Source organism: Pseudomonas sp. B20 (assembly GCF_020515755.1).
Taxonomy (GTDB): domain Bacteria; phylum Pseudomonadota; class Gammaproteobacteria; order Pseudomonadales; family Pseudomonadaceae; genus Aquipseudomonas; species Aquipseudomonas syringae.
In genome coordinates this window covers 20,628-44,070 of the sequence record NZ_JAHPJG010000035.1, presented here as the reverse complement: position 1 = coordinate 44,070, position 23,443 = coordinate 20,628, and the positions used below count along the sequence as shown (strand labels likewise).

Here is a 23,443-nt window from a genome sequence, read left to right as displayed (position 1 = left end):
AGACGATTGCAGAACTACCCTGTTTCAACGGCGAGCAGCCTGACCCGCTGACCGGCCATTACCTGCTCGGCAACGGTTATCGCGCCTACAACCCGGTATTGATGCGCTTCAACAGCCCGGACAGTATGAGTCCGTTTGGTAAGGGGGGGTTGAATGTATATGCGTATTGCCTTGGCGATCCGGTTAATCGCACAGACGCTACAGGACATGAATCTTGGGATTTTTATGCAAGCTTGGCCATGGCTGTGGTGGGTGTTGCATTAGGCACTTATGCTTTTCCTAAAGTTCTTAGCGTAAAAGCATTTGGGGTGACTGCCCTTGCCTCATTTGGTGCTTCTGCTGCGGCTACAGTATCTGTGCTTACGGACTATTACGATGTAGAGGGTGGCTCGGAACTGGGTTGGGTGGCTGTTGGTCTGGGCGCCTTTTCATTGGCCTCTGGTGCAATGTCCGCAAAATCTGCATTTGCTCGTGGCCGGGCTCGCGGCCCGAAAATTAGCTTCGCGAGAACACTGCCAACTCAACGCCCTGCGCAATCCTCTGCCGGGTTGCAGACTACATCCTTTATATTGCCACAAGCAAATTCATCACCATTAAGCGTCGCGCCGGCACAGTCGTCTACTATTCGTAGAACGGGCTATCCTAGATACCGAGATATAAAAAGGCCTGTTCCCCAAGATTATTTTTCTGGAGTCCACAAGATGCCAACGATAGCTGAAGAGCCATCATATTCCATACGCGCGGGCGATGAATTGGTGTATTAATCGATACGCTACGTCCGATTTCGGCAGTGGCGCTCAAAAGCAATCTATCTGCCGAAATTCGTACCAGCAAAGCTCAATTAAAATGCGCTGAGTCCCTTTGGGCCAATCATTCATTTGAAGGTCTTTCGTGCCCACCCACTTTCTGCCCCGTTAATGAACCCTCCCTCTCGCACACAGTCGCATACTCACGCTATTCTCTCGCCCTGATCACGCCCGCATCCGGCAGTTGCACAAGGAGTCTGCATGCCCGTTCGTATTTCAAGACTGGTTACGTTCGGTCTGGCCGCTGCATTGGCGGCGCTGGCCGGTTGTGGCGAGGAAAAACCGGCGGCGCCCGAACTGCCCAGGGTTTATGTGCAGACGGTAAAAAGTGCCGACTTCGCCGCCAGTGTCGCCCTCACCGGTGATGTTCAGGCGCGGGTGCAGACCCGTCTTTCATTCCGGGTCAATGGCAAGATCATTCAGCGCAATGTCGATGTAGGCGATCGGGTCACTGCCCGGCAGGTGCTGGCGCGGCTCGACCCCAAGGATCTGCAGGTCAATGTCGACTCGGCCGCTGCTGCTGTGGCTGCCGAGCAGGCCCGCGTGAATCAGGCCAGCGCGGCTTTCGTCCGACAACAAAAACTGTTGCCCAAGGGCTATACCAGCCGCAGCGAATATGACTCTGCACAAGCGGCGTTGCGCGGCAGTGAAAGTTCGTTGAAGGCGGCGCAGGCGCAATTGGCCAACGCCCGTGAACAACTGGGTTATACCGCACTGGTCGCTGACGCACCGGGTGTGATCACTGCGCGTCAGGCTGAGGTCGGGCAAGTGGTGCAGGCCACCATGCCGATTTTCGATCTGGCGCGCGACGGTGATCGCGATGCGGTGTTCAATGTCTACGAGTCCCTGTTCGTTCAGCCGCCAACCGATCAACCGGTGCAGGTTACGTTGCTCGATAACCCGAACATCAAGGTCAGCGGCAAGGTGCGCGAAGTGACCCCGGCGGTGTCGGCGCAAACCGGCACCTTGCAGGTCAAGATCGCGCTGGACCCGCTGCCTGAAGGCATGGACCTGGGCTCGGTGGTCAGCGTGGCGCTGAGCGCACCGGCCAATGCCAGTGTCGAGTTGCCATGGGCGGCGCTGACCAAGGACCTTGGCGAACAGTTGGGCAAGCCTGCCGTGTGGGTGGTGGATGAACAGGGCAAGGTCAATCTGCGCAAGGTCACCGTCACCCGTTACCTGACCGCCAAAGTCATCATTGGCGACGGGCTCAAGAGTGGAGAGAGAGTCGTGGTGGCAGGCGGACAGTTGTTACACCCGGACATGCAGGTCGAAATTGCCGAACAGCCCAAACAGCAGAATGCACAGGTGCAGCCATGAAGCGTCCGTCATGCCTGTTGCTGGGCAGCCTGCTGTTGAGCGGCGTTTTATTGAGCGGCTGTGGCAAGGATGAAACACCTCCCGAGCCGGTGCGTCCCGTGGTGTTCGTCGAAGCAAAGCCTGAGTCGAATCAGGATTTCGGGCGCTTTGCCGGCAATATCCAGGCGCGTTATCAGAGTGTGCTGGGCTTTCGTGTCGCGGGGCGCATCGCCCGGCGCGACGTTGACGTCGGCGCTGAAGTCAGGAGAGGCGATTTGCTCGCAACCCTCGATCCGACCGATCAGCAGAACGCCGTGCGTGCCCGGCAGGGCGACCTGGCCAATGTTCAGGCGCAATACATCAACGCCCAGGCCAATGCTCGCCGTCAGCAGGAGCTGTTCGATCGCGGCGTCGGTGCCCAGGCGCAACTGGACATCGCCCTGACCGACCTGAAGACCGCCAGCTCGTCGCAGGAACAGGCCAAAGCCGCGGCTCAACAGGCCCGCGACCAATTGAGTTACAGCGAGCTGCGCAGTGATCACGATGCGGTGGTTACCGAGTGGAAAGTCGAAGCCGGACAGGTGGTGACAGCCGGTCAGGAAGTCGTGACCCTGGCGCGGCCGGACATCAAGGAAGCGGTGATCGACCTGCCCGATACACTGGCCGATCAGTTACCGTCCGACGTGGTCTTCACCGTCGCCAGTCAGCTGAATCCGGAAGTGAACACCACTGCCACCATTCGCGAAATCGAACCCCAGGCCGACCGCACGACACGTACGCGCCGTGCGCGTCTGTCGCTGGCGCAAACGCCAGCGGCGTTCCGCCTGGGCACGGCGATCAGCGTGACGCTCAGCTCGACCATCACGCCGCGCATGCGTCTGCCGATCAATGCCCTGCAGGAAGTCGATGGCAAACACCAGGTCTGGATCGTCGACTCGCAGAGCCAGACGGTGAACCCCAGAGCGGTGACGATTGCCAGCCGTGACAGCGACTCCTTCGTGCTGAGCGATGGCGTCAAAGCGGGTGAAAAAGTGGTGAGCGCGGGCGTCAACAGCCTCAAGCCGGGCCAGAAAGTCAAAGTCGATGAGGAAAGCCCGCGATGAAAGGGAATTTCAATTTATCCGAGTGGGCCATCAAGCATCAGTCGTTCGTCTGGTACCTGATGTTCGTCGCGCTGTTGATGGGCGTGTTTTCCTACATGAAGCTTGGGCGCGAGGAAGACCCGTCCTTCACCATCAAGACCATGATTATCCAGACCCGCTGGCCGGGCGCGACGGTGGACGAGACCCTCGAGCAGGTCACCGACCGCATCGAGAAGAAGCTCGAAGAACTGGACTCGCTGGACTACGTGAAGAGCTATACCCGACCGGGCGAGTCCACGGTTTTCGTGTACTTGCGTGATACGACCAATGCCAAGGCGATACCGGAAATCTGGTATCAGGTGCGCAAGAAAGTCGATGACATACGTGGGCAGTTTCCGCAGGGGCTGCAAGGCCCGTCGTTCAACGACGAGTTCGGCGATGTGTACGGTTCGATCTATGCGTTTACCGCAGACGGTTTCTCGATGCGCCAGTTGCGGGACTACGTAGAGAAGGTTCGCGCCGACATCCGCGACGTGCCCGGCCTGGGCAAGGTCGAGATGATCGGTCAGCAGGACGAAGTGGTGTACCTGAACTTCTCGACACGCAAACTCGCGGCACTGGGCATCGACCAGAGCCAGGTGGTGCAAAGCCTGCAATCGCAGAACGCGGTGACGCCTGCCGGGGTGATCGAAGCCGGGCCGGAGCGGATCTCGGTACGCACCTCCGGGCAGTTCGCTTCCGAGAAGGACCTGGCTGCAGTCAATCTGCGCATCAATGACCGTTTTTACCGTCTGAGCGACATTGCTGACATCACCCGTGGCTACACCGATCCGCCCAAGCCGCTGTTCCGCTTCGATGGCAAACCGGCGATCGGCCTGGCCATCGCGATGCAGAAGGGCGGCAACATCCAGTCGTTCGGCAAGGCGCTGCATGCACAGATGGATGCTACGACGGCGGAGCTGCCAGTCGGCATTGGCGTGCACAAGGTATCGGATCAGGCCGAGGTGGTGAACAAGGCCGTGGGCGGCTTCACCAGCGCGTTGTTCGAGGCGGTAATTATCGTGCTGTTGGTCAGCTTCGTCAGTCTTGGGTTTCGCGCAGGGCTGGTGGTTGCGTGTTCGATTCCGCTGGTACTGGCGATGGTGTTTGTGTTCATGGAATACAGCGGCATCACCATGCAACGGATTTCCCTCGGCGCGCTGATCATCGCCCTCGGCCTGCTGGTGGATGACGCCATGATTACCGTGGAAATGATGGTCACACGGCTGGAAATGGGCGAGTCCAAGGAGCAGGCCGCGACGTACGCCTACACCTCGACAGCGTTCCCGATGCTCACCGGTACGCTGGTGACCGTGGCCGGCTTTGTGCCGATCGGTCTGAACAACAGCTCGGCGGGGGAATACACCTTCACGCTGTTTGCGGTCATTGCCGTGGCGATGCTGGTGTCGTGGGTGGTTGCCGTTCTTTTTGCGCCGGTGATCGGCGTGCATATTCTGAGCGCCAACATCAAGCCCAAATCCGAAGAGCCGGGTCGCATAGGTAGGGCATTCAACGGCAGCATGCTCTGGGCCATGCGTCATCGCTGGCTGGCGATTGCCATCACGGTCGGGTTGTTCGCCGCGTCGCTGTTCTCCATGCAGTTCGTGCAGAACCAGTTCTTCCCGTCTTCGGACCGCCCGGAAATTCTGGTCGACCTGAACCTGCCGCAGAACGCCTCGATCAACGAGACGCGCAAGGTGGTGGATCGTTTTGAAGCGAGCCTCAAGGACGATCCGGACATCGAGCGCTGGAGCACCTACATCGGCCAGGGCGCGTTGCGTTTCTATCTGCCGCTCGATCAGCAGCTGGAAAATCCGTTCTACGCCCAGCTGGTCATTGTCAGCAAAGGCCTGGAAGAGCGTGGCGCGTTGACTGCCCGTCTGCAAAAGCGCCTGCGTGACGACTTCGTCGGCATCGGATCGTATGTGCAGGCGCTGGAAATGGGCCCGCCGGTGGGGCGTCCGTTGCAGTATCGCGTCAGCGGCGAGAACATCGACAAGGTGCGCCAGCACGCCATCGAGCTGGCCACGCTGCTCGATCACAACCCGCATGTGGGCGAAGTGATCTACGACTGGAACGAGCCGGGCAAGGTCCTGCGCATCGACATCAACCAGGACAAGGCCCGGCAGTTGGGCCTGTCGTCGGAAGACGTCGCCAAGCTGATGAACAGCGTGGTCAGCGGTTCTACCGTGACCCAGGTGCGCGATGATATCTATCTGATCAATGTGATCGGGCGTGCCGAAGATGCCGAGCGCGGTACACCGGAAACCCTGCAGAACCTGCAAATCGTGACACCGACCGGCACCTCGATCCCGCTGCTGGCGTTTGCCACGGTCGGTTACGAGCTGGAGCAGCCATTGGTCTGGCGCCGCGATCGCAAGCCGACCATCACGGTGAAAGGCGCCGTCCGCGACGCGATTCAGCCGACTGATCTGGTCAAGCAACTGCAACCGGAAATCGACAAGTTCGCCGCAGGTCTGCCGGTCGGCTACAAGGTTGCAACCGGCGGTACGGTCGAAGAAAGCAGCAAGGCACAGGGGCCGATTGCCAGCGTTGCGCCGCTGATGCTGTTCCTCATGGCGACGTTCCTGATGATTCAGTTGCACAGCATTCAGAAGATGTTTCTGGTGGCCAGTGTCGCGCCTCTGGGGCTTATCGGTGTGGTGCTGGCGCTGATCCCGACGGGGACGCCCTTGGGGTTCGTGGCGATTCTCGGGGTGCTGGCGCTGATCGGCATCATCATCCGCAACTCGGTGATTCTGGTGACCCAGATCGATGCCTATGAAAAAAGCGGTTATCTGCCGTGGGACGCCGTGGTCGAAGCCACCGAGCATCGCCGTCGTCCGATCCTGTTGACGGCGGCCGCGGCCAGCCTGGGCATGATTCCAATCGCCCGTGAGGTGTTCTGGGGGCCGATGGCCTACGCCATGATCGGCGGCATCATCATCGCCACGCTGCTGACCTTGCTGTTCCTGCCCGCGTTGTACGTGGCCTGGTATCGCATCAAGGAACCGACCGACGAACAGCGTCGCGAAGCGGCTGACAAGGATGACGGCGAGCACGCGCAGCCGGCGCATTGAGGTCGGCGTGCCCTGCCGCCTGTGATTCGGGGCAGGGCTGCTGACACGGCAATCAGTCGGTCTGGTCTGCGTCTTTGGCGTCGATCGTGGACAGGCTGAGGTTGGCGAACCGTACAGGGCCGAACTGTGAAGCCAGCCTTGAGTTTGAGTTTGAGAGCGAGAAGCGGAACGTGTTCGAAGGCGCCGATAGATTCACGAAGCATTTTTCAAGCGCTTCTTCGAACGTAATCTCGCCTGAAAAATGTTCCCACTCCTCAGTGGCGAGGCCAATGATCGGTGTCAGATTCAGCGCGCCCTCTTTGTTGTAACCTCCCACGGCTATGACAAAGAGCGCCTCGTCTATTTTCATGTCTGCTCTATGTACATCGAACTCGATACGCAGGGTAGAGTCAGGCAGCTCATTGATAAATTGGCTTACGGTCACTTCAGTAGCATCCAGTTTGATGCTCTGCCCATCGCCTGCGGGCCAAGGCTTGAAGTCTGGATCAAAGCCCTCAGGTGCTGCCCAGTACTTGAGACCGTCGCTGAAGTTGCCGTTTTTCAAGAATTCGGTCGCCATGATCAGTTCCTTTGATCGGTTCAAATGGATTCCCTTGCCAGCCGTCTGCGCAGACGGCCGCAAGTCCATCCTAAGGCGCGTGAGTGTTGGCCGATACTGTCAGAACTGACAGCACACCGACTGCACAGCGCCGCACATCACTGCCGCCGCCAGACACTCGCCAGCCACGGTTGCTGCTCTCTCGGCAATCCGGCGGGGCGGTAGTAATGTTCCAGTTCGACAAAGCCTGCTTCGGTCAGCAATTCGCGCCATGATTCCAGGTCGTGATAAGCGCCGTAACGCTCGCCGTTCCAGCCTTCCTGATTCTCACCGCGCGGGTTGGAGCTGAACAGCACGCCGCCCGGCTTGAGCGTGGCATGCAGTTGGCGCAGGACGCGTGGCAGCTCCTGTTTGGGGATGTGGAACAACACTGCGTTGGCGAAAACGCCGTCGAAGCGGCCGTGCGGCAGGTCGAGTTCGAGGAAGTTTTGCTGCAGCACTTCGCAACCGGTCTCGGCGCGAGCCATCTCGGCGAAACGTTCGGAGCCGTCGAGCCCGACCGCCACATGGCCCATCGCGGTAAACGTTTTCAGGTCGCGGCCCGGCCCGCAGCCAAAGTCGAGAATCTGCCAGGGTGCCGGCCCTTCGATATGCCGCAGCAGGGCGTCGATATTCTGGCTGACGTCGTGGTCGCGGGTGCCTTCGCGGAAGTCGTCGGCCACGCTGTTGTAATTGCCGAGGGTCGCGGCGGTGATCTGCGCAAGGGTTTGTGGGTCGAGTTTCATCAAGGGCGGTCCGGTAAAGGAAGACCGCCAATATACCCTCGCTGCGTTGCGGCTGCTTAGCGCCTGTCGAAGCTGCGTGCCAATCGGTCGCCGCCCAGTTGCACCAGCGCGACGACCGCAACCAGCAAGACGATCACTGTCAGCATCACCTGCGTGTCGAAGCGTTGATAGCCATAGCGATAGGCAATATCGCCCAATCCGCCTGCACCGATGGCACCGGCCATGGCCGATGAGTTGATCATGGTCACCAGGGTAATGGTGAAGCCACCGACGATACCGGGGCGCGCTTCCGGCAGCAGCACATGCCAGATGATGTGCCAGCGCCGACAGCCCATCGCCTGCGCGGCCTCGACCAAACCATGATCGACCTCGCGCAGGCTCACTTCGGCGATCCGCGCAAAGAACGGCGTGGCGGCAACGGTCAGCGGCACAACGGCTGCCCATACGCCATAGGTGGTGCCGACGATCATCCGCGTGAACGGAATCAGTGCGACCATCAGGATCAGGAACGGAATCGAGCGAAACAGGTTCACGAAGCCGCCCAGCACGCGGTTGATCCCCGGCGCTGCGTAGATGCCGCCTTTGGAACTGGTCACCAGAATCACTGCCAGCGGGATGCCCAGCAGCAGTGCGATCAATGACGACACACCGACCATCAGGAACGTGTCGAGAGTGCCTTGCAGCAAGCGATCAACCCACATAACCCAATACCTCCGCGCGTGGCGCCAGTGTGCGGGCGCGTGCCAGTAGCTCGTCCCGGCTGTGCGGCGAGCCGGCAACCGACAGAATGAGATGCCCGATGGCGCGCTCCTGAATCCGCTCGACGCCGCCCTGCAGCAATTGCACCTTGCCGCCCAGCGCGGCAAACAGCGCGGCCAGATCCGGCCCTTCGTCACTGACACCGGTAAAATGCACGTCCAGCAGCAGGGCCGCATCGGGTCGTTGCGGCTGATCGCTCAGGCGCTCGGCCCACTCTTTCGGCAGCCCGGTTTGCAGGGGCGCCAGCAAGGTTTTGCTGACCTCGTGCTGCGGGTCGCCAAACACCTGCCATACCGGCCCCTGCTCGACGATTCGCCCCTGTTCCAGCACCACGACGCGGTGGCAGATATCACGGATCACCGCCATTTCATGGGTGATCAGCACGATGGTCAGGCCCAGGCGCTGGTTGATCTCGCGCAGCAGGCCGAGGATCGACTGGGTGGTTTCCGGGTCCAGCGCCGAAGTGGCTTCGTCGCACAACAGTATCGCCGGGTCGTGCACCAGCGCGCGGGCGACGCCGACACGCTGTTTCTGCCCGCCGGACAGTTGCGCGGGGTACGCCTTGTGCTTGTCCTGCAAACCCACCAGTTCCAGCAACTGGGCGACCTTGCGCGCGCGTTGCGCCTTGGGCACGCCGGCGACCTTGAGCGGCAGTTCGACGTTCTGCCAGACCGTCTTGGCCGACATCAGGTTGAAGTGCTGGAAGATCATGCCGATGCGTCGGCGCAGCTCCACCAGCTTGTTTTCGTCGAACTCGCCGATGTCCACCTGATCGATCAGTACGCGACCGCTGCTCGGTTGTTCAAGGCGGTTGATGGTGCGGATCAACGAGGATTTGCCTGCGCCGCTGCGGCCGATGATGCCGAAGATCTCGCCGCGCTGGACGGCCAGGTCGATATTGCCCAGCGCCTCCACCGGGCCTTGCTTGCCGTGATAGGTCTTGCCCAGGTTGATGAAGCGCACATGCGCGCGATTCAGCTCCGGATGCAGCTCGGCCTGCTGTGCACGTTGACCTGCGCCTGCTGTGTCGAGTGGCCGTTGGCGTTGCGCGGTCGCAGTCATTCTTTCCACCCGGCCTGGTAAAGCTTGCCGTTGACCTTGTCCAGTGAGGCGCGGACGACCGGTGAGTGCTGGTAAATGTCGACGAATTTCGCCAGCCGCGGGTCATCCTTGTGATCAGGCTTGATCACGAACTGAATCACGTATTCTGGGTGGTCCATGCCGTCGAACAGGATCGCCGAGTCAGCGGGAAAGGTCTTGGCCAGACGGATGTAGGCGGGGTAGCCCTGCACCAGATCGGCATCGTCGTAGGCTCGCACCAGTTGCACGGCTTCGACCTGGATGAGCTTGAGTTTTTTCGGGTTGGCCGTGATGTCTTCTTCGGTGGCCTTGTAACCAACACCTTCCTTGAGCGTGATCAGCCCTGCCTTGGCCAGCAGTTGCAGGCCGCGTCCGCTATTGATCGGGTCATTGGCGATGGCCACTGTGGCGCCGGTCGGCAGATCATCGAAGCTTTTGTACTTTTTCGAGTACAGGCCTACGTTGTTGATGATCCCCGGTGCGTAAGGCACCAGGCCGAAGCCGGCGGCGTCGTTGGCGTTGGTCAGGAACGGGATGTGCTGAAAGTAGTTCACGTCGATATCGCCGGCAGCGAGGCTGACGTTGGGCGCGATCCAGTCGGTGAACTCGACCAGCTCGACCTTCAGGCCCTGCTTGCCGGCCTCTTCGACAGCGGCTTCGAGCGGTATGGCGAAGGCTGCCGTGGTCCCGACTTTCAGGGGTTTATCGTCAGCGTAAGCGGTCAGGGTCAACAGGCCGAGGGCCAGTGCAGCGAGGGTTTTGCTCATGATGCGGTCCTTTTAAAAATCCCTAAGTCTCGTCCCCACGCCTTGTGCTTATTGCTCCCACAAGACCTGTGTACAACGCCAAGCGCTTCAGCGTGGGGGCGCATGTCGTCATCAACTACGGCGGCGTGCCGTCCCCGGTAGCGCATCGGTCCTGTGGGAGCTTGCTCGCGAAGAGGCCAGTGCAGACACAAAAAACAGGGCGTCTGGACAATCGCTTTCGCGAGCAAGCTCGCTCCCACAAGATTTGTGTACAACGCCAAGCGCTTCAGCGTGGGGGCGCATGTCGTCATCAACTACGGCGGCGTGCCGTCCCCGGCAGCACATCGGTCCTGTGGGAGCGAGCTTGCTCGCGAAGAGGCCAGTGCAGACACAAAAAACAGGGCGTCTGGACAGTCGCTTTCGCGAGCAAGCTCGCTCCCACAAGATTTGTGTACAACGCCAAGCGCTTCAGCGTGGGGGCGCATGTCGTCATCAAATATGTCGGTGTGCCGCCTCCGGCAGCACATCGGTCCTGTGGGAGCGAGCTCGCTCGCGAATAGGCCAGTGCAGACACAAAAAACAGGGCGTCTTGACAATCGCTTTCGCGAGCAAGCTCGCTCCCACAAGACTTGTGTACAACGCCAAGCGCTTCAGCGTTGGGGCGCATGTCTTCATCAAATATGTCGGTGTGCCGCCTCCGGCAGCACATCGGTCCTGTGGGAGCGAGCTTGCTCGCGAATAGGCCAGTGCAGATACAAAAAACAGGGCGTCTGGACAATCGCTTTCGCGAGCAAGCTCGCTCCCGCAAAGCCTGCGTACAACGCCAAGCGCTTCAGCGTGGGGGCGCATGTCGTCATCAACTACGGCGGTGTGCCGTCCTCGGCAGCACATCGGTCCTGTGGGAGCGAGCTTGCTCGCGAATAGGCCAGTGCAGACACAGAAAACAGGGCGTCTGGACAATCGCTTTCGCGAGCAAGCTCGCTCCCACAAAGCCTGCGTACAACGCCAAGCGCTTCAGCGTGGGGGCGCATGTCTTCATCAAATATGTCGGTGTGCCGCCCCCGCATGCCGTTGCGGTAAACGGTCGGTGCCTTGCGGAAACAGTTTTTTGCGCAAGGTGCCGTCTTCGTAAGCGGTTTTGTATGACCCGCGGCTTTGCAGTTCCGGAATCACCAGGCCAATGAAGTCCTCGTAACTTTCCGGGGTGACTATGCGGGTCAGGTTGAAGCCGTCCAGGCCGGTTTCGTCGATCCAGGACTCCAGTTCGTCGGCGACCTGTTCGGGCGAGCCGATCAGGGTGATGTAACGGCCGCCCAAGGCGTGCTGGTCGAGCAGTTTCTGGCGCGTCCAGTCGTTGTTTTTCAGGTTTTTGGTCGCGGACTGAATGGCGTTGTTCTTCACGTACTGAATGGGCTCGTCCAGTTCGTACCGGGAAAAATCGATGCCTGTAGACGCAGCGAAGTGCGCCACGCCGGCTTCGGCGCTGGCATGGCGGCGGTATTCGGCGTGCTTCTCCCGAGCCAGTGCTTCGGTGGCCGCGACGATCACGTTCAGGCCCATGAACACCTTGATGTCCTCCGGATTGCGCCCGGCCTGCACGGCACTGGCGCGCACCTTGTCGACCTGCTCGCGGGTCGCTGCCTTGTTCTGCCCGCTGATGAACACGCACTCGGCGTTCTGTCCGGCAAACTGCAGACCGCGCTCCGAACTGCCGGCCTGAAACAGCACCGGCGTGCGTTGCGGCGACGGTTCGCAGAGGTGATAACCCTCGACCTGATAGAACTCGCCCTGGTGCCGAACCTTGTGCACCTTGCCCGGCTGGGCGTAGACGCGCTGCTCGCGGTCGTTGATCACGGCATCGTCTTCCCAGCTGCCTTCCCAGAGCTTGTACAGCACCTCCAGGTACTCGTCGGCCTGATCGTAACGGCGGTCATGTTCGTTCTGCTCTCTGAGGCCCATGGCCCGCGCCGCGCTGTCGAGGTAGCCGGTGACGATGTTCCAGCCCACCCGGCCACGGCTCAGGTGATCCAGCGTCGACATGCGCCTGGCGAACAGGTAGGGCGCGTCGTAGGTCAGGTTGGCGGTCAGGCCGAAGCCCAGATGTTGGGTGACCCCGGCCATGGCCGAGACCAGCAGCAGCGGATCGTTGACCGGCAACTGGATCGCCTCCTTGAGAGTGACGTCCACCGAGTTCTGATAGACGTCATACACGCCCACGATGTCGGCGATGAACAGGCCGTCGAACAGTCCGCGTTCCAGCAGTTTCGCCAGCTCAGTCCAGTATTCCAGGCTGTTGAATTGCGTCGAGGTGTCCCGTGGATGGGTCCACAGGCCATGGTTGATATGGCCGATGCAGTTCATGTTGAACGCGTTGAGGAGGATTTTCTTACGCGCCATCAGATCGTCCCCCGCAGGGGCGGATGAGTGTCGTTGAGGTAGTAATTGCCGATGGCGTGAAACTTCCAGCGTACCGGGTCGTGCAGCGTATGAACGCGCGCATTGCGCCAGTGGCGATCCAGGCCGTGTTCCGCCAGCGTGGATTGACTGCCCGCCAGTTCGAACAGCGTGCTGCCGGCTGCCAGGGAAATCTCCGTGCTGATGGCGCGTGCTTCGGCCACGGCGATCGACGCGGCGGCGACAGTATCGGCATTGCTGTCGGCCTGAGCGACATCCAGAAATTCACCAGCGCGCTCAAGCAGTGCTTCGGCGGCATGCAGGCGAATACCCAACCTGCCGAAGCTGTGCAGCGTCAGCGGGTCGTCCACAGCCTTTTCGATGCCCGAATCGATCCACGGCCGGGTACGCGTCCGCACGAACGTCAGGGCGTCCTCGAAGGCAGCACGGGCAATGCCGGTATCGATCGCCGCGTGGAGAATCTGCGCCAGCGGCCCGACCGTGGTAGGGCGCTGGAAGGCGCTCTGGAACGGCACGACATCGCGGGCGCTGACATACACATTGTCGAATACCACCGAGCCGCTGCCGGTGGTGCGCTGCCCGAAACCGCTCCAGTCGTCGATGACGCTCAGCCCCTCGCTGTCATGCGCCACGAACACCAATTGCTGCACACCCTCGTCGTCAACGACCGAGGTGGGAATACGTTGCGCGTACAGCGCGCCGGTGGCGTAGAACTTGCGGCCGTTGATGCGATAACCGTCCCCGTCGCGGCTCAGGCGAGTGGTGCGGTCATGTGCGGTTCTGGTCCCCAGTTCGGCCAGCGCATTGCCGAAGCGTACGCCCGCCAGTGCCTCGGCGTACAAGCGCGCCTGTTGTTGCGGACTGCCGTTCACACGCAGCACTTCCAGGGCGTAAAAGTGGTTTTGTGGAATCTGGCCCAGCGAGCCATCGGCTTCGGAAATCAGCTGGATCACCTTGGCCAGCGTGACATTGGAAACACCTGCGCCGCCGAAGGCTTGCGGCACACTGATGCCCCACAGACCGGACTGGCTGAACAGGTCGAGTTCGGCATGCGGCAAACGGCGCTCGCGATCGCGTTGCGCGCTGTCGGTTTTCAATTGCAGGGCCAGTTCGCGGGCTGTGTGCAGGGCCTGAGCGTCACTGGTGATCAGCGCTGCGTTAACGCGCGCTTTTGGGTTGAAACTCATGAAGGGTGTTCTCCAGTGGTCTGGTTCAGATCCAGGAATGGCGAGCAGGCAGGGTGCTGTTCAAATGCCAGGTGCCGACCGCGTGGTATTTCCAGCGCACCGGGTCATGCAGGGTGTGGACGCGTGCGTTGCGCCAGTGGCGATCGAGATTGAACTCGGCCAGGGTCGCGCGGCTGCCGGCCAGTTCGAACAGCTTCTCGCTGGCCAGCAGCGAGATCTCGGTGGTCAGTACCTTGGCTCGCGCCACCGCGATGGAGGCGCGGGCTGCCGAGTGCTCATCGATAGGCGCAGCGCTGATCTCGTCGAGCTCCTGGCCCGCCTTGCGCAGCAGCGCTTCTGCCGCGTGCAGTTCGAGTTTCAGCTTGCCGATGTCGGCGATCACGTAGAGGTCATCGCTGGCGCGCTCGACGTTGGCGTCGATCCACGGACGGGATTTCTCGCGTACAAAGGCAATCGCGTCGTCGATGGCGCCGCGCGCGATACCCGCGTCGATCGCGGCCTGGATCAGCTGCGAAACCGCGCCCTGAATGTTCGGCGTCAGTGACAGGCGCCAGTTATCGACCACCAGTCCGGCGTCCACCGGCACGTTGTCGAGCAGCACTGTGCCGCTGGCGGTAGTGCGCTGACCAAAGCCCGACCAGTCATCAACGATGCGCAGACCCGGTGTGCCACGCTGGACGAAGGCCATGATCTGCCGCCCCTGGTCATCCAGCGCCTTGACCGCAACCCAGTGCGCGAACAGCGCACCAGTGGAATAGAACTTCTGTCCGCTGATGCTCAGGCGGTCGCCATTGGCGGTGATCCGTGCCTTGAGTTCCAGGGTGTTTTTGGTGCCACGCTCAGGGCCTGCGTTGCCGATGCGCCAACCGTCCAGCACGCTCTGGAACAGCGTTTTCTTCTGCTGCTCGGTGGCGCTGCCCTGCAGCAGGTGCAGAATGCCGAACTGGTTTTGCGGAATTTGTCCCAGTGCCGGGTCGGCAGCAGAAATGATCCGGAAGACTTCGGCCACCGTGGCGAACGACACTTGCGGGCCGCCGTACGCGCGCGGGATGGAAATACTGCCCAGTCCGCTACGGGTGAACTGCTCGATTTCAGCCCATGGCAAGGCGCGTTGTCTGTCGCGATTGGCGGCATTGACCTGCGCGGCCGCTGCCAGGTCGTGGGCTGCTGCAATGGCTTGCGCGTCGTTTTGCAACACGGTGGCCTTCAGCAGGCGGGGTGCAACGTCAGGCTCTTGTGGAGCCTCGACGCTGTGGGGCGTTACCGGCGCCGGATCAGACTCGCGTCGCTCACCGTCAATCGATACGACCCTGGGTTTATCCACAGGGGTAGTTGTGAAAGGGACCATCGGAACCTCGTAGCAGTAGGCCGCATCTGGTGCGGCTGGAAAACATCACGATGTCCGGTGGTCCGGTGTATATACCCTAAGCGTGTATAAAAGTTTTTAAAACGTGCTTTTTGGAATAAGCATAGACAGTTATTGTCAATTGCCACTGCCCGTTCGTGTACTCACCTTGCGTCACGCAGGATGTTAGGCGCCCGCGCAGAACCAAGTACGGATGAAACACGACGAATGCCTGAGCGACGTTGAACTTTCTTACACGCCTGGCCAATGTTTAATACAGGTAATGAGCGTGAATGAATAACGCTTCGTTTTTAGAGTGATCCGTGCGGTGCTGTCTATCAAACAGTATCGTTAGCGAAGCGGTGTATTCGACTTACCGTCCTCAGGCATTCAATGTCCCAGCGGTTGGATCCTTATTATACGGGGTGGTGCCCAGAGCGAGTTGTTGCCCACCCGGTCGATCACACAGTAACTCACTTCCAGCCGTTGCTCATCTCCGCCTTCGCGTATCAACTCAGGCGGTACAACCAAATCGACCGGCTCACCGATATCGTCGGCGGTGAGCGGCGGCAGGTCCATGCGCAGATCGCCCCAACGTATGGTGATCTCGTCGTGAACAGCCATGTTCAGATAAGGCTCGATGGTCATCGGCAAGCCGCCTTCCAGGTGTCTGCGCGACAGGCCGTGGCGTATGACCGATGGCGCCACATAGAGTGGCGCCAGCCCCTGGTTTTCTTCCGTATTGGCGCTGACCAGTTGCCCTCCCGGTGCGTTGAGCTTGACCCATAGCTTGCGGCACGGCGAGGTGACGGGCACTCCGCCTATCTTCATGACCCGGTAGTAGGTTCTCGCCTTGCCATTCTGCAGAAAGCTTTCCGGCACACGTAGGACGACAGGCTTGCCGACGTCGGACGCCTTCAAAATTGTTGACGCGACGTAACAGCCGTCCCAAAACAGTTCGATCAGATCGCCTTCCTCCATGCTGCCGTAGGGGTCCACATGAACGACGAGTTGAGAGGCGTTCCTCACGCCTATGCCATGTCGGCTGGCCAGCGGAACAGCAGGGATCGGCAAGCTCATAGGGCTGGCTTTGCAAGTGTTTTGACTCATGTCTGGGGTGCTCCTGATAATCAATAGTTCAAGTAAAGATTCGTCATAAGTTGTCATGTTCAAGTAATAAAATGTGCGGTTCAGGCAGGGGGATAAGTACCTTAAATATCCAAGTTATGGCAAACATTACAAACGGTATGAAATGCGTGCTTGAAACTTTGCGGTCTCACTGGAATGAGCGACGTCAGTGAGCTAATGGGCTTTGCGGGCACTTGTCAATGTGCGAAGTGCATTTGAGGATTGTTTACTTGAAAACCGGAGACTTCCTACGCTGTATGTTTGGAACCGTTGACTCCTCACTAAACAACCGTCCTACCACAAAGTATCAATGGCAGCAGGCCGTAACCGACAGGACAACGCACGGAAGGGAAAGTCTGGCAAGACGGGCACACAGCGGCGCAGCCGGCTACAAATCCAGGCGCAAAACGGACGGACGCTAATTTTATTATTTCGATGATTTTTCGGAAAATTACGCGGGAATTCAGCAAGGATATTGAACGATTAATCCTTCCGGAAATGTAAGAAAAAAGCAGCGCCACGGAATGCACGCTGCTTTTTTGCGCAGGCTGATCGTCCTGATCAGGAGCGGGTACGCTCGAGAAACTGCCTTGTGCGTTCTTCTTTCGGGTTGGCGAACAGCGCTTTGGCTTCGCCTTGCTCCACGATCACCCCCTTGTCGATGAAGATCACCCGGTTGGCGACGTCCCGGGCAAAGCTCATCTCGTGAGTGACGATGACCATGGTGCGGTTCTCTTCAGCCAGAGCCCGGATGGTGGTCAGCACCTCGCCGACCAGCTCCGGGTCCAGGGCCGAGGTCGGCTCGTCGAACAGGATCACTTGCGGCTCCATCGCCAGCGCCCGCGCAATCGCCACGCGCTGCTGCTGCCCGCCGGAAAGGCGACGCGGGTAAGCGTCTTCCTTGCCGCTCAGGCCGACCTTGGCGAGCAGCTTTCTGCCCAGCGCCTCGGCGGCTTCGCGGGCAACCTTCTTGACCACCACCGGGCCTTCGATGACGTTTTCCAGTGCGGTGCGATGCGGAAACAGATTGAAGTTCTGAAACACGAACCCGACCTGCTGACGCAACTGGCGGATCAACCCCTGTTGCTGGTTCATGGAACGGGTGCCATCAATCTCGATGTCACCGACCTTGATCCTGCCGCTGTCAGGCGTTTCCAGCAGATTCAGGCAGCGCAGCAGGGTGGTCTTGCCCGAGCCGCTGGGCCCTATGATGGCCACCACTTCCCCGGCTTCGATACGCAGATCGATGCCCTTGAGCACCTCATTGCCCTTGAATGCCTTGGTGAGTTTTTCAACCACTATCATGTGTCAGGTCTCCAGATCGTGCCGGTTGACCCTGGCTTCCAGCTTGTTTTGCAGGTGCGAGAGCGCCGTGGCAAGGATCCAGTAGATCAGTGCAGCGGCCAGGTACATGGTGAAAATTTCGAAGGTGCGTGCGGTGATCAACTGCGCCTGACGGAACAGCTCCGGCACCTGGATGGTGGCTGCCAGCGCCGTGTCCTTGACCAGCGAGATGAAGCTGTTGCCCAGTGGCGGCAATGCGGTGCGTGCGGCCTGCGGGAGGATTGCACGGCGCATGGTCTGCCAGCGGGTCATGCCGATACTGGCCGCTGCCTCCCACTGGCCGCGCTCCACCGAACTGATGGCCGCGCGCAGGATTTCGCAGGCGTAGGCGGCCATGTTCAGGGAAAAACCGATCAGTGCGGCGCTCAGCGGTTCGAGCTGGATACCCAGCTCTGGCAGGCCGTAATAAATCACGAACAGCTGCACCAGCAACGGCGTGCCGCGAAAGAACGACACGTAGATGCGTGCTATCCAGTTCACCAGCTTGAAGCGCGACAGGCGCATCAATGCCAGGCCAAAGCCCAGCAGCAAACCGAAAAACATCCCGCCAATACTGAGGAAGACGGTGTAGTACGCGCCCTTGAGCAGGAAGGGCGCGGAGTCCAGCGCGAGCTGAAGGCTCTCTTCAATCATTTGGTGACGTCAGCGTTGAAGTACTTTTCCGACAGCTTCTTCAGCGTACCGTCGGCACGCAGCTTGTCGATTGCCTTGTCGATGGCCGCCAGCAATTCAGGCTCGCCTTTACGCAGGGCAATGCCCGATTCCTGGCGGGAGAATGCGTCGCCTGCCAGGACGAGTTTGTTTTTTGTTTTGGCAGCCATTTCCAGGGCGGCCAGACGGTCAACGAGGATCGCGTCGATACGACCTACGCTCAGGTCCTGGATCTTGCTCGGGTCATCGTCATAGGTTTTGACGATTGCACCCGGAACGTTCGCCTTGAGCCATGCCTCGTAGTTGGTGCCCAGGCCGACGCCGACCTTCTTGCCGGTCAGGTCGTTGGCTGTCTTGATCTTGATGGAGTCTTCGTTACTCTTCAGAATCAGCGCCTGAATGCCGGACACGGTGTAGGGTTCGGAGAAGTCGTACTTCTTCTTGCGCTCGTCGGAGATGGTCACCTGGTTGATCACCACGTCCAGACGCTTGGAGTCCAGAGCGGCCAGGATGCCATCCCATTTCGACGGCTGGATCTTGGCCTTCACACCCAGTTCCTTGGCCAGCGCTTCGGAAAACTCGACTTCGAAGCCGGTGAGCTTGCCGCTCTCATCCACAAAGCTGAACGGTGGGTAAGTGCCTTCCAGGCCGACATTGAGGGTACCGCTGTCCTTGATTTTCTGCAGTTGCTCGCCAGCCATGGCTTGCCCGGCGATACCGGCGCTGAGCATCAAGCCCATTGCCGAGAAAAGAAACGTACGACGAATAGCGGAAATGTTCATGCGAGCCCCTTGTTGGTATGGAAGTGTCTGGCCATTTTCTGACCCGACTCAAGCAACTTCGTGCTGATTATTCAGCTTTTTTTTCAGGCAGTTACGTCAGGTGTAAGGTTAAGCGTTGTGGTCTGCCGGGCGCGACTATATAGCCATCTGCTTATGAGGAAAAATAACAAAAAAAGTTATTTCCCCTCTGGAAAGGCATAACAGCCACGTGGGCCGGAACGTCACTGGTCGAACGCATCCGGATAGGCAAACAGCGCTGGCGCACCGCCGGTGTGCAGGAAGATCAGCGGGCCGTCGTTGAAGCGTTGACGGCCAATGCCATCGAGCAGACCGGACATGGCCTTGCCTGTGTAGACCGGGTCGAGCAACAGTCCTTCGTGGCTGGCCACCAGCTTGATGGCTGACAGCGTACCGGCGTTCGGTTCGCCATATCGCGGGGCGAAATACTCGTCCCACAGTTCGACCTTGAAGTACTCAGGCAGCGCAACGCCGAGCAACTCTGCGGTGCGCTCGGCCAGGCCCTGAACCTTGGGCAGCTGTGCTTCTTCACTGCGCGACACGGTCACGCCGATGACCGGCAGTTGCGGCAGTTCGTGAGCCAGTGCCAACGCCAGACCGCTGTGCGTGCCGGCACTGCCGGAGGCCAGAACCACGGCCGCAAAATCGATACCGGTCTGCTTGATCTGCTCGGCCAGTTCCAGCCCGGCGCGCACATAACCCAGCGCCCCCACCGGGCTTGAGCCACCGATGGGCACCAGATAGGGCTTTTTGCCGCTGGAGTGCAGGCGCGCAGCCAGGGCCTGGAGTTGCTCATCGGCGTTGTCGAGGTTTTCCACCAGCTCTACCTTGGCATCGAACAGCTCCAGCAGCAGGCGATTGCCGTTTTTCAGGTAACTGGGGTCTTCGGTGCCGATGGGGTTTTCCAGCAGCGCCACACAGCCAAGGCCCAGGCGCGCGGCCAGGGCAGCGGTCTGACGGACATGGTTGGACTGGATGGCCCCGGCGGTGATCAGTGTGTCGGCACCCTGAGCCAACGCATCGGCGGCCAGGTACTCGAGTTTGCGCACCTTGTTGCCGCCCAGCGCCAGCGTGGTGGTGTCATCCCGCTTGATGTAGATATCACGGTCTGCCCAGATCGACAGGCGCTCGAGCTTTTCCAGAGCCGTTGGCGCGCTGATCAGGTCCAGGCGATTGAAGCGGGCAAGCTGATGTTTGATCATGGTGGTCGATAAGCCGTGTAAAGAGTCACCGGACTATAGGCAGACGTTTCTCGCACGGCAACTTATCTGTGCGCACGGCTCTCTTCGCGTATTCCGACAGAAATTGTTGTTCTTTTCGTCTGAATGTTTGCCGTAGAGTGGCAACAGCAGCGGCCCGAACTGTCGGTCGCCACCCTTCACATCAAGGAGAGTCAAGCGTGAGCGATATTCCAGAAGCATCCGCCGACGGCCGCTCCAGCCACTGGCAGTTGCAGCGCATCGTCAGCCAGTTGCGCGGCGCGCGTGAAGACTGGCGGGCTCGCAACAGGCGAGTGAGCGGTGAGCACGGTGGACGTGAGCTGCCTTCGCGTGCGGCCATGGGCGAGATTCTTGAAGCCTTGAGCGGTGCGCTGTTCCCGATGCGCCTCGGCCCGGTGGACCTGCGCGAGGAAAGCGAGGACTTCTATGTCGGCCATACGCTGGATGTGGCGCTCAATGCGCTGCTGGCCCAGGCCCGGCTTGAGTTGCGCTACGTGGCCCATCAGCAGGGTGGTGACCTGAAGAGCATCGACGCGCGGGCGCTCGAGCTGATTCAGGGGTTCGCCATGGCCCTGCCGGGTATTCGTCTGTTGCTGGACACCGACGTGCTGGCTGCCTATCACGGCGACCCTGCGGCGCGCAGTGTCGATGAAGTGCTGCTGTGCTATCCCGGCATTCTGGCGGTGATCCACCATCGGCTGGCGCATTATCTGTATCGCGCCGGTTTGCCGTTGCTGGCGCGTATCAGCTCGGAGATCGCCCATTCCGCGACCGGTATCGATATTCATCCGGGTGCGCAGATCGGCCCGAGCTTCTTCATCGATCACGGGACAGGCGTGGTGATTGGCGAAACCGCGATCATCGGCGAGCGGGTGCGGATCTATCAGGCCGTGACCCTGGGCGCCAAGCGCTTCCCGTCGGACGAGGATGGCCAGCTGCAGAAAGGCCATGCACGCCATCCGATCGTTGAAGACGACGTGGTGATCTACGCTGGCGCGACGATTCTGGGGCGTATCACCATCGGTAAAGGTTCTACCATCGGCGGCAATGTCTGGCTGACGCGCAGCGTACCGGCAGACTGCAACCTGACTCAGGCCAACTTGTTGCAGCAGGACGACTGCAGCCGCAAGTAGGCTGCCTTCGCGTCAGATCACTTTCACCGCCCGGCCGATGAACTGAATCGGCCCGGTGGGTTTGCCGATTGGCGAGCCGGTGGATTTCTCCAGCGTCAGCTCGAACAACTGGTTGGGTTGCAGCGGCGGCAGTTTATCCAGCGGCACATGCAGGCTCTCTCCCGGCTTGACCAGCCCAAGCGAAACCGGGCCTTGCCAGTCGTCACCCTTGGTCCAGAACTCCAGCGCCTTGTCGGTCGGAACCTCGAACACACCCAGCGGGATAAGCTGTATTTCCTGCGAGTTACTGGCCTGCACGACCCAGCCGGGAGCCTTGTCCTGCGGCCCTACGAGGACCACCAGATAAGACGGTTGCGGCGGTGCGCGGGTCAGCAGCGTCATGCCCAGTACCAGCGAAGCAGCCAGGCCTGCCCCGGCGAGGCCACGCCAGATCGACAGGTTGTCCCACCAGCGCACGCGCGGTCGTTGCGGCGTGTTGGCAGGCGCGGTCATGTCCAGCAGGTTACGTTCGATGCGACCCCACAGGCCGGGCGATGGCGTCACCGGCTCGGCCAGTTCGGTCAGGGGCAGCAGACGCTGCTCCCAGGCATCGACGGCAGCCTGCAGGTCGGGCTCGCGCGACAGGCGACGCTGTACGTCGAGCCGCTTCTGCGTCGAGAGGGTGCCGAGTACATACTCGCCAGCCAGCTCATGAATGTTGTCGTCTAAAGGCCGGGTCATCCCATGCACTCCCGCAAAGCCGTCAGGCTGCGCTTGATCCAGGCTTTGACCGTACCCAATGGCGCGCCAATTTTCTGCGCGATTTCCTGATGCGAATAACCGTCTACGTAAGCGTGAAAAATACAGTTTCGTCTTACTGGTTCCAGTTGCTCCATGCATGAAGTAATCCGTCCTGGATTGACCCGCCAATCGAAGGCATCGCCGATTTCCTGCCAGCCTTCCAGTGTCGCCTGTTCCTGATGATCTTCACTGCCGTCGTCTTCGACACGCACCTCGCGAGCCGTGTTGCGCAACGTGTTGAGCGCCAGGTGGCGGGTCACGCTGAAGATCCAGCCACGTGCCGAACCACGCGAGGCATCGAAGCTGGCCGCGTGGGACCAGATTTTCAGGAACGCGTCATGCACGATGTCTTCGGCCAGCGCGCGGTCACGCACCAAGCGCTGAGCGACGCCGAGCAACCGGGCGCTTTCCTGTTGATAGAGACGCTGCAAGGCCTGCTTTTCACCGCGAGCGCAGGCCTGCAACGTGGCTTCGTAATCAAAGAGAGATTCGTGCGAAGACAAGATGATCCGCCATCTATGGAAGACTACTGCCTCGTTGACATCACGAGGCTCCCGCCCAGCAGCATAGCTTACTGTTGAGCGGTCACCCGGTAAGTGATGGCTATCAGCTCGCAGTCCAGAACAGGTAATCGGCCTGATACTTGACCACTTCCTTCGCGCCCTTGTTGCTCTCTGCGCAGGCTTTGGCCGGGGCAACGCCGCCTTTCAGGGCTACACGCTGAATGTACGTGACGCCGGTCATTGCGCCCTTGCCTTCGGCCGGGTTGGCCTTGACCAGCTGGTACGGCAGGTTGCCAGCGCTCGAAGGGGCCACGGCAACCTGGGTGCCGGTTATTTTGGAACCGTCTTTGGCTTCCCAGGTGGCAGGCGGGCCGTAGTAGGTGCCGACCTGTTTGCCGCTCTTGTCGTTGAGCACTGCTTTGGGGCCGACGAACGCCCACTCCATTTCGTTGGGCATGTTGGCCTTGGCGCGGCACTCGTAGGTGATCTCGCCAACCCCGGTGGTTTGCATGCCGACCTTGTTGCCAGCCGGCACACGGACGCTTTCGGGAAGGTCGGTCTGAGCCATGGCAACAGACGACAGGCAAGTGAAGGCCAGAGTGGTACCAGCAAGGCAGAGCAAGCGTTTTGCGTTCATGCAGAAATCTCCAGAAGGTTTAACCGCGCTCAGCAACTCGAAGTGGCTGCTGAATGTACTACCCGCGAGAAACCCATCTGGATGCA

Annotated in this window: 21 protein-coding genes; 5 read left to right on the top strand and 16 right to left on the bottom strand. The window is 60.2% G+C overall.

The window, feature by feature from the left end:
- The 4 genes from LIX91_RS24910 to LIX91_RS24895 form a co-directional block, all read left to right on the top strand.
- A partial coding sequence (locus LIX91_RS24910; RefSeq protein WP_226489361.1) for an RHS repeat-associated core domain-containing protein occupies nucleotides 1-764 on the top strand: 764 nt, incomplete at its 5' end.
- Nucleotides 765-1,007: 243 nt separating this feature from the next.
- Nucleotides 1,008-2,126, top strand: a complete 1,119-nt coding sequence (locus LIX91_RS24905; protein WP_003414175.1) for an efflux RND transporter periplasmic adaptor subunit — start codon at nucleotides 1,008-1,010, stop codon at nucleotides 2,124-2,126.
- Nucleotides 2,123-3,208, top strand: coding sequence for an efflux RND transporter periplasmic adaptor subunit (locus LIX91_RS24900; protein WP_226489360.1), 1,086 nt, complete (start codon nucleotides 2,123-2,125; stop codon nucleotides 3,206-3,208). Before LIX91_RS24905 ends, LIX91_RS24900 begins: the two co-directional genes overlap by 4 nt.
- Nucleotides 3,205-6,306 (top strand): efflux RND transporter permease subunit, encoded by a 3,102-nt coding sequence (locus LIX91_RS24895; RefSeq protein ID WP_226489359.1) that lies wholly within the window; start codon nucleotides 3,205-3,207, stop codon nucleotides 6,304-6,306. The genes LIX91_RS24900 and LIX91_RS24895 overlap by 4 nt, the downstream gene beginning before the upstream one ends.
- A gap of 52 nt (nucleotides 6,307-6,358) precedes the next feature.
- Here the strand turns inward: LIX91_RS24895 and LIX91_RS24890 are convergent, their stop codons facing one another.
- The 13 genes from LIX91_RS24890 to LIX91_RS24830 all read right to left on the bottom strand — a co-directional run bounded on the left by LIX91_RS24890 (nucleotide 6,359) and on the right by LIX91_RS24830 (nucleotide 20,286).
- A complete protein-coding gene (locus LIX91_RS24890; protein WP_103697149.1) occupies nucleotides 6,359-6,865 on the bottom strand; it encodes a hypothetical protein in 507 nt (168 codons plus the stop codon).
- A 137-nt stretch (nucleotides 6,866-7,002) separates the two neighbouring features.
- Entirely contained in the window at nucleotides 7,003-7,629 is a 627-nt protein-coding gene (locus tag LIX91_RS24885; protein ID WP_003414182.1) for a class I SAM-dependent methyltransferase, read from the bottom strand.
- 56 nt (nucleotides 7,630-7,685) lie between these two features.
- Complete coding sequence (locus LIX91_RS24880; protein ID WP_103697148.1) at nucleotides 7,686-8,330, bottom strand: methionine ABC transporter permease; 645 nt, start codon at nucleotides 8,328-8,330, stop codon at nucleotides 7,686-7,688.
- Nucleotides 8,320-9,450: a methionine ABC transporter ATP-binding protein gene (locus tag LIX91_RS24875; RefSeq protein ID WP_226489358.1), complete on the bottom strand. Its 1,131-nt coding sequence runs from the start codon at nucleotides 9,448-9,450 to the stop codon at nucleotides 8,320-8,322. The genes LIX91_RS24880 and LIX91_RS24875 overlap by 11 nt, the downstream gene beginning before the upstream one ends.
- Nucleotides 9,447-10,235: a MetQ/NlpA family ABC transporter substrate-binding protein gene (locus tag LIX91_RS24870; RefSeq protein WP_226489357.1), complete on the bottom strand. Its 789-nt coding sequence runs from the start codon at nucleotides 10,233-10,235 to the stop codon at nucleotides 9,447-9,449. Before LIX91_RS24870 ends, LIX91_RS24875 begins: the two co-directional genes overlap by 4 nt.
- 1,017 nt (nucleotides 10,236-11,252) lie before the next feature.
- The gene (locus tag LIX91_RS24865) at nucleotides 11,253-12,611 is read right to left on the bottom strand and encodes an LLM class flavin-dependent oxidoreductase (RefSeq protein WP_226489356.1); all 1,359 of its coding nucleotides are present in this window, start codon (nucleotides 12,609-12,611) and stop codon (nucleotides 11,253-11,255) included.
- Entirely contained in the window at nucleotides 12,611-13,816 is a 1,206-nt protein-coding gene (locus LIX91_RS24860) for an SfnB family sulfur acquisition oxidoreductase (protein WP_003414189.1), read from the bottom strand. Before LIX91_RS24860 ends, LIX91_RS24865 begins: the two co-directional genes overlap by 1 nt.
- Before the next feature lie 25 nt (nucleotides 13,817-13,841).
- Entirely contained in the window at nucleotides 13,842-15,014 is a 1,173-nt protein-coding gene (locus LIX91_RS24855) for an SfnB family sulfur acquisition oxidoreductase (protein ID WP_226489362.1), read from the bottom strand.
- Nucleotides 15,015-15,551: 537 nt separating this feature from the next.
- Entirely contained in the window at nucleotides 15,552-16,271 is a 720-nt protein-coding gene (locus LIX91_RS24850) for a hypothetical protein (RefSeq protein ID WP_003414192.1), read from the bottom strand.
- Between the two features lie 579 nt (nucleotides 16,272-16,850).
- Entirely contained in the window at nucleotides 16,851-17,594 is a 744-nt protein-coding gene (gene tcyN, locus LIX91_RS24845) for an L-cystine ABC transporter ATP-binding protein TcyN (protein WP_004409156.1), read from the bottom strand.
- A gap of 3 nt (nucleotides 17,595-17,597) precedes the next feature.
- Nucleotides 17,598-18,266 carry a cystine ABC transporter permease gene (gene tcyL / locus LIX91_RS24840; RefSeq protein WP_003414196.1) on the bottom strand — a complete coding sequence of 223 codons (669 nt, stop codon included), beginning with the start codon at nucleotides 18,264-18,266 and terminating at the stop codon, nucleotides 17,598-17,600.
- The gene (gene tcyJ, locus LIX91_RS24835) at nucleotides 18,263-19,066 is read right to left on the bottom strand and encodes a cystine ABC transporter substrate-binding protein (protein WP_003414197.1); all 804 of its coding nucleotides are present in this window, start codon (nucleotides 19,064-19,066) and stop codon (nucleotides 18,263-18,265) included. Before tcyJ ends, tcyL begins: the two co-directional genes overlap by 4 nt.
- A 221-nt stretch (nucleotides 19,067-19,287) precedes the next feature.
- Entirely contained in the window at nucleotides 19,288-20,286 is a 999-nt protein-coding gene (locus tag LIX91_RS24830; RefSeq protein ID WP_226489355.1) for a D-cysteine desulfhydrase, read from the bottom strand.
- Nucleotides 20,287-20,483: 197 nt separating this feature from the next.
- On the opposite strand from LIX91_RS24830, the gene epsC reads away from it, so the two are divergent.
- Complete coding sequence (gene epsC, locus LIX91_RS24825) at nucleotides 20,484-21,437, top strand: serine O-acetyltransferase EpsC (RefSeq protein ID WP_003414200.1); 954 nt, start codon at nucleotides 20,484-20,486, stop codon at nucleotides 21,435-21,437.
- 12 nt (nucleotides 21,438-21,449) lie between these two features.
- On the opposite strand, the gene LIX91_RS24820 is transcribed toward epsC, so the two are convergent.
- The 3 genes from LIX91_RS24820 to LIX91_RS24810 all read right to left on the bottom strand — a co-directional run bounded on the left by LIX91_RS24820 (nucleotide 21,450) and on the right by LIX91_RS24810 (nucleotide 23,357).
- Nucleotides 21,450-22,157 carry an anti-sigma factor domain-containing protein gene (locus LIX91_RS24820; protein ID WP_226489354.1) on the bottom strand — a complete coding sequence of 236 codons (708 nt, stop codon included), beginning with the start codon at nucleotides 22,155-22,157 and terminating at the stop codon, nucleotides 21,450-21,452.
- Nucleotides 22,154-22,720, bottom strand: a complete 567-nt coding sequence (locus tag LIX91_RS24815) for a sigma-70 family RNA polymerase sigma factor (protein ID WP_003414203.1) — start codon at nucleotides 22,718-22,720, stop codon at nucleotides 22,154-22,156. Before LIX91_RS24815 ends, LIX91_RS24820 begins: the two co-directional genes overlap by 4 nt.
- Before the next feature lie 103 nt (nucleotides 22,721-22,823).
- Nucleotides 22,824-23,357 carry a DUF3455 domain-containing protein gene (locus LIX91_RS24810; RefSeq protein WP_003365928.1) on the bottom strand — a complete coding sequence of 178 codons (534 nt, stop codon included), beginning with the start codon at nucleotides 23,355-23,357 and terminating at the stop codon, nucleotides 22,824-22,826.
- Between the last annotated feature and the right edge of the window lie 86 nt (nucleotides 23,358-23,443).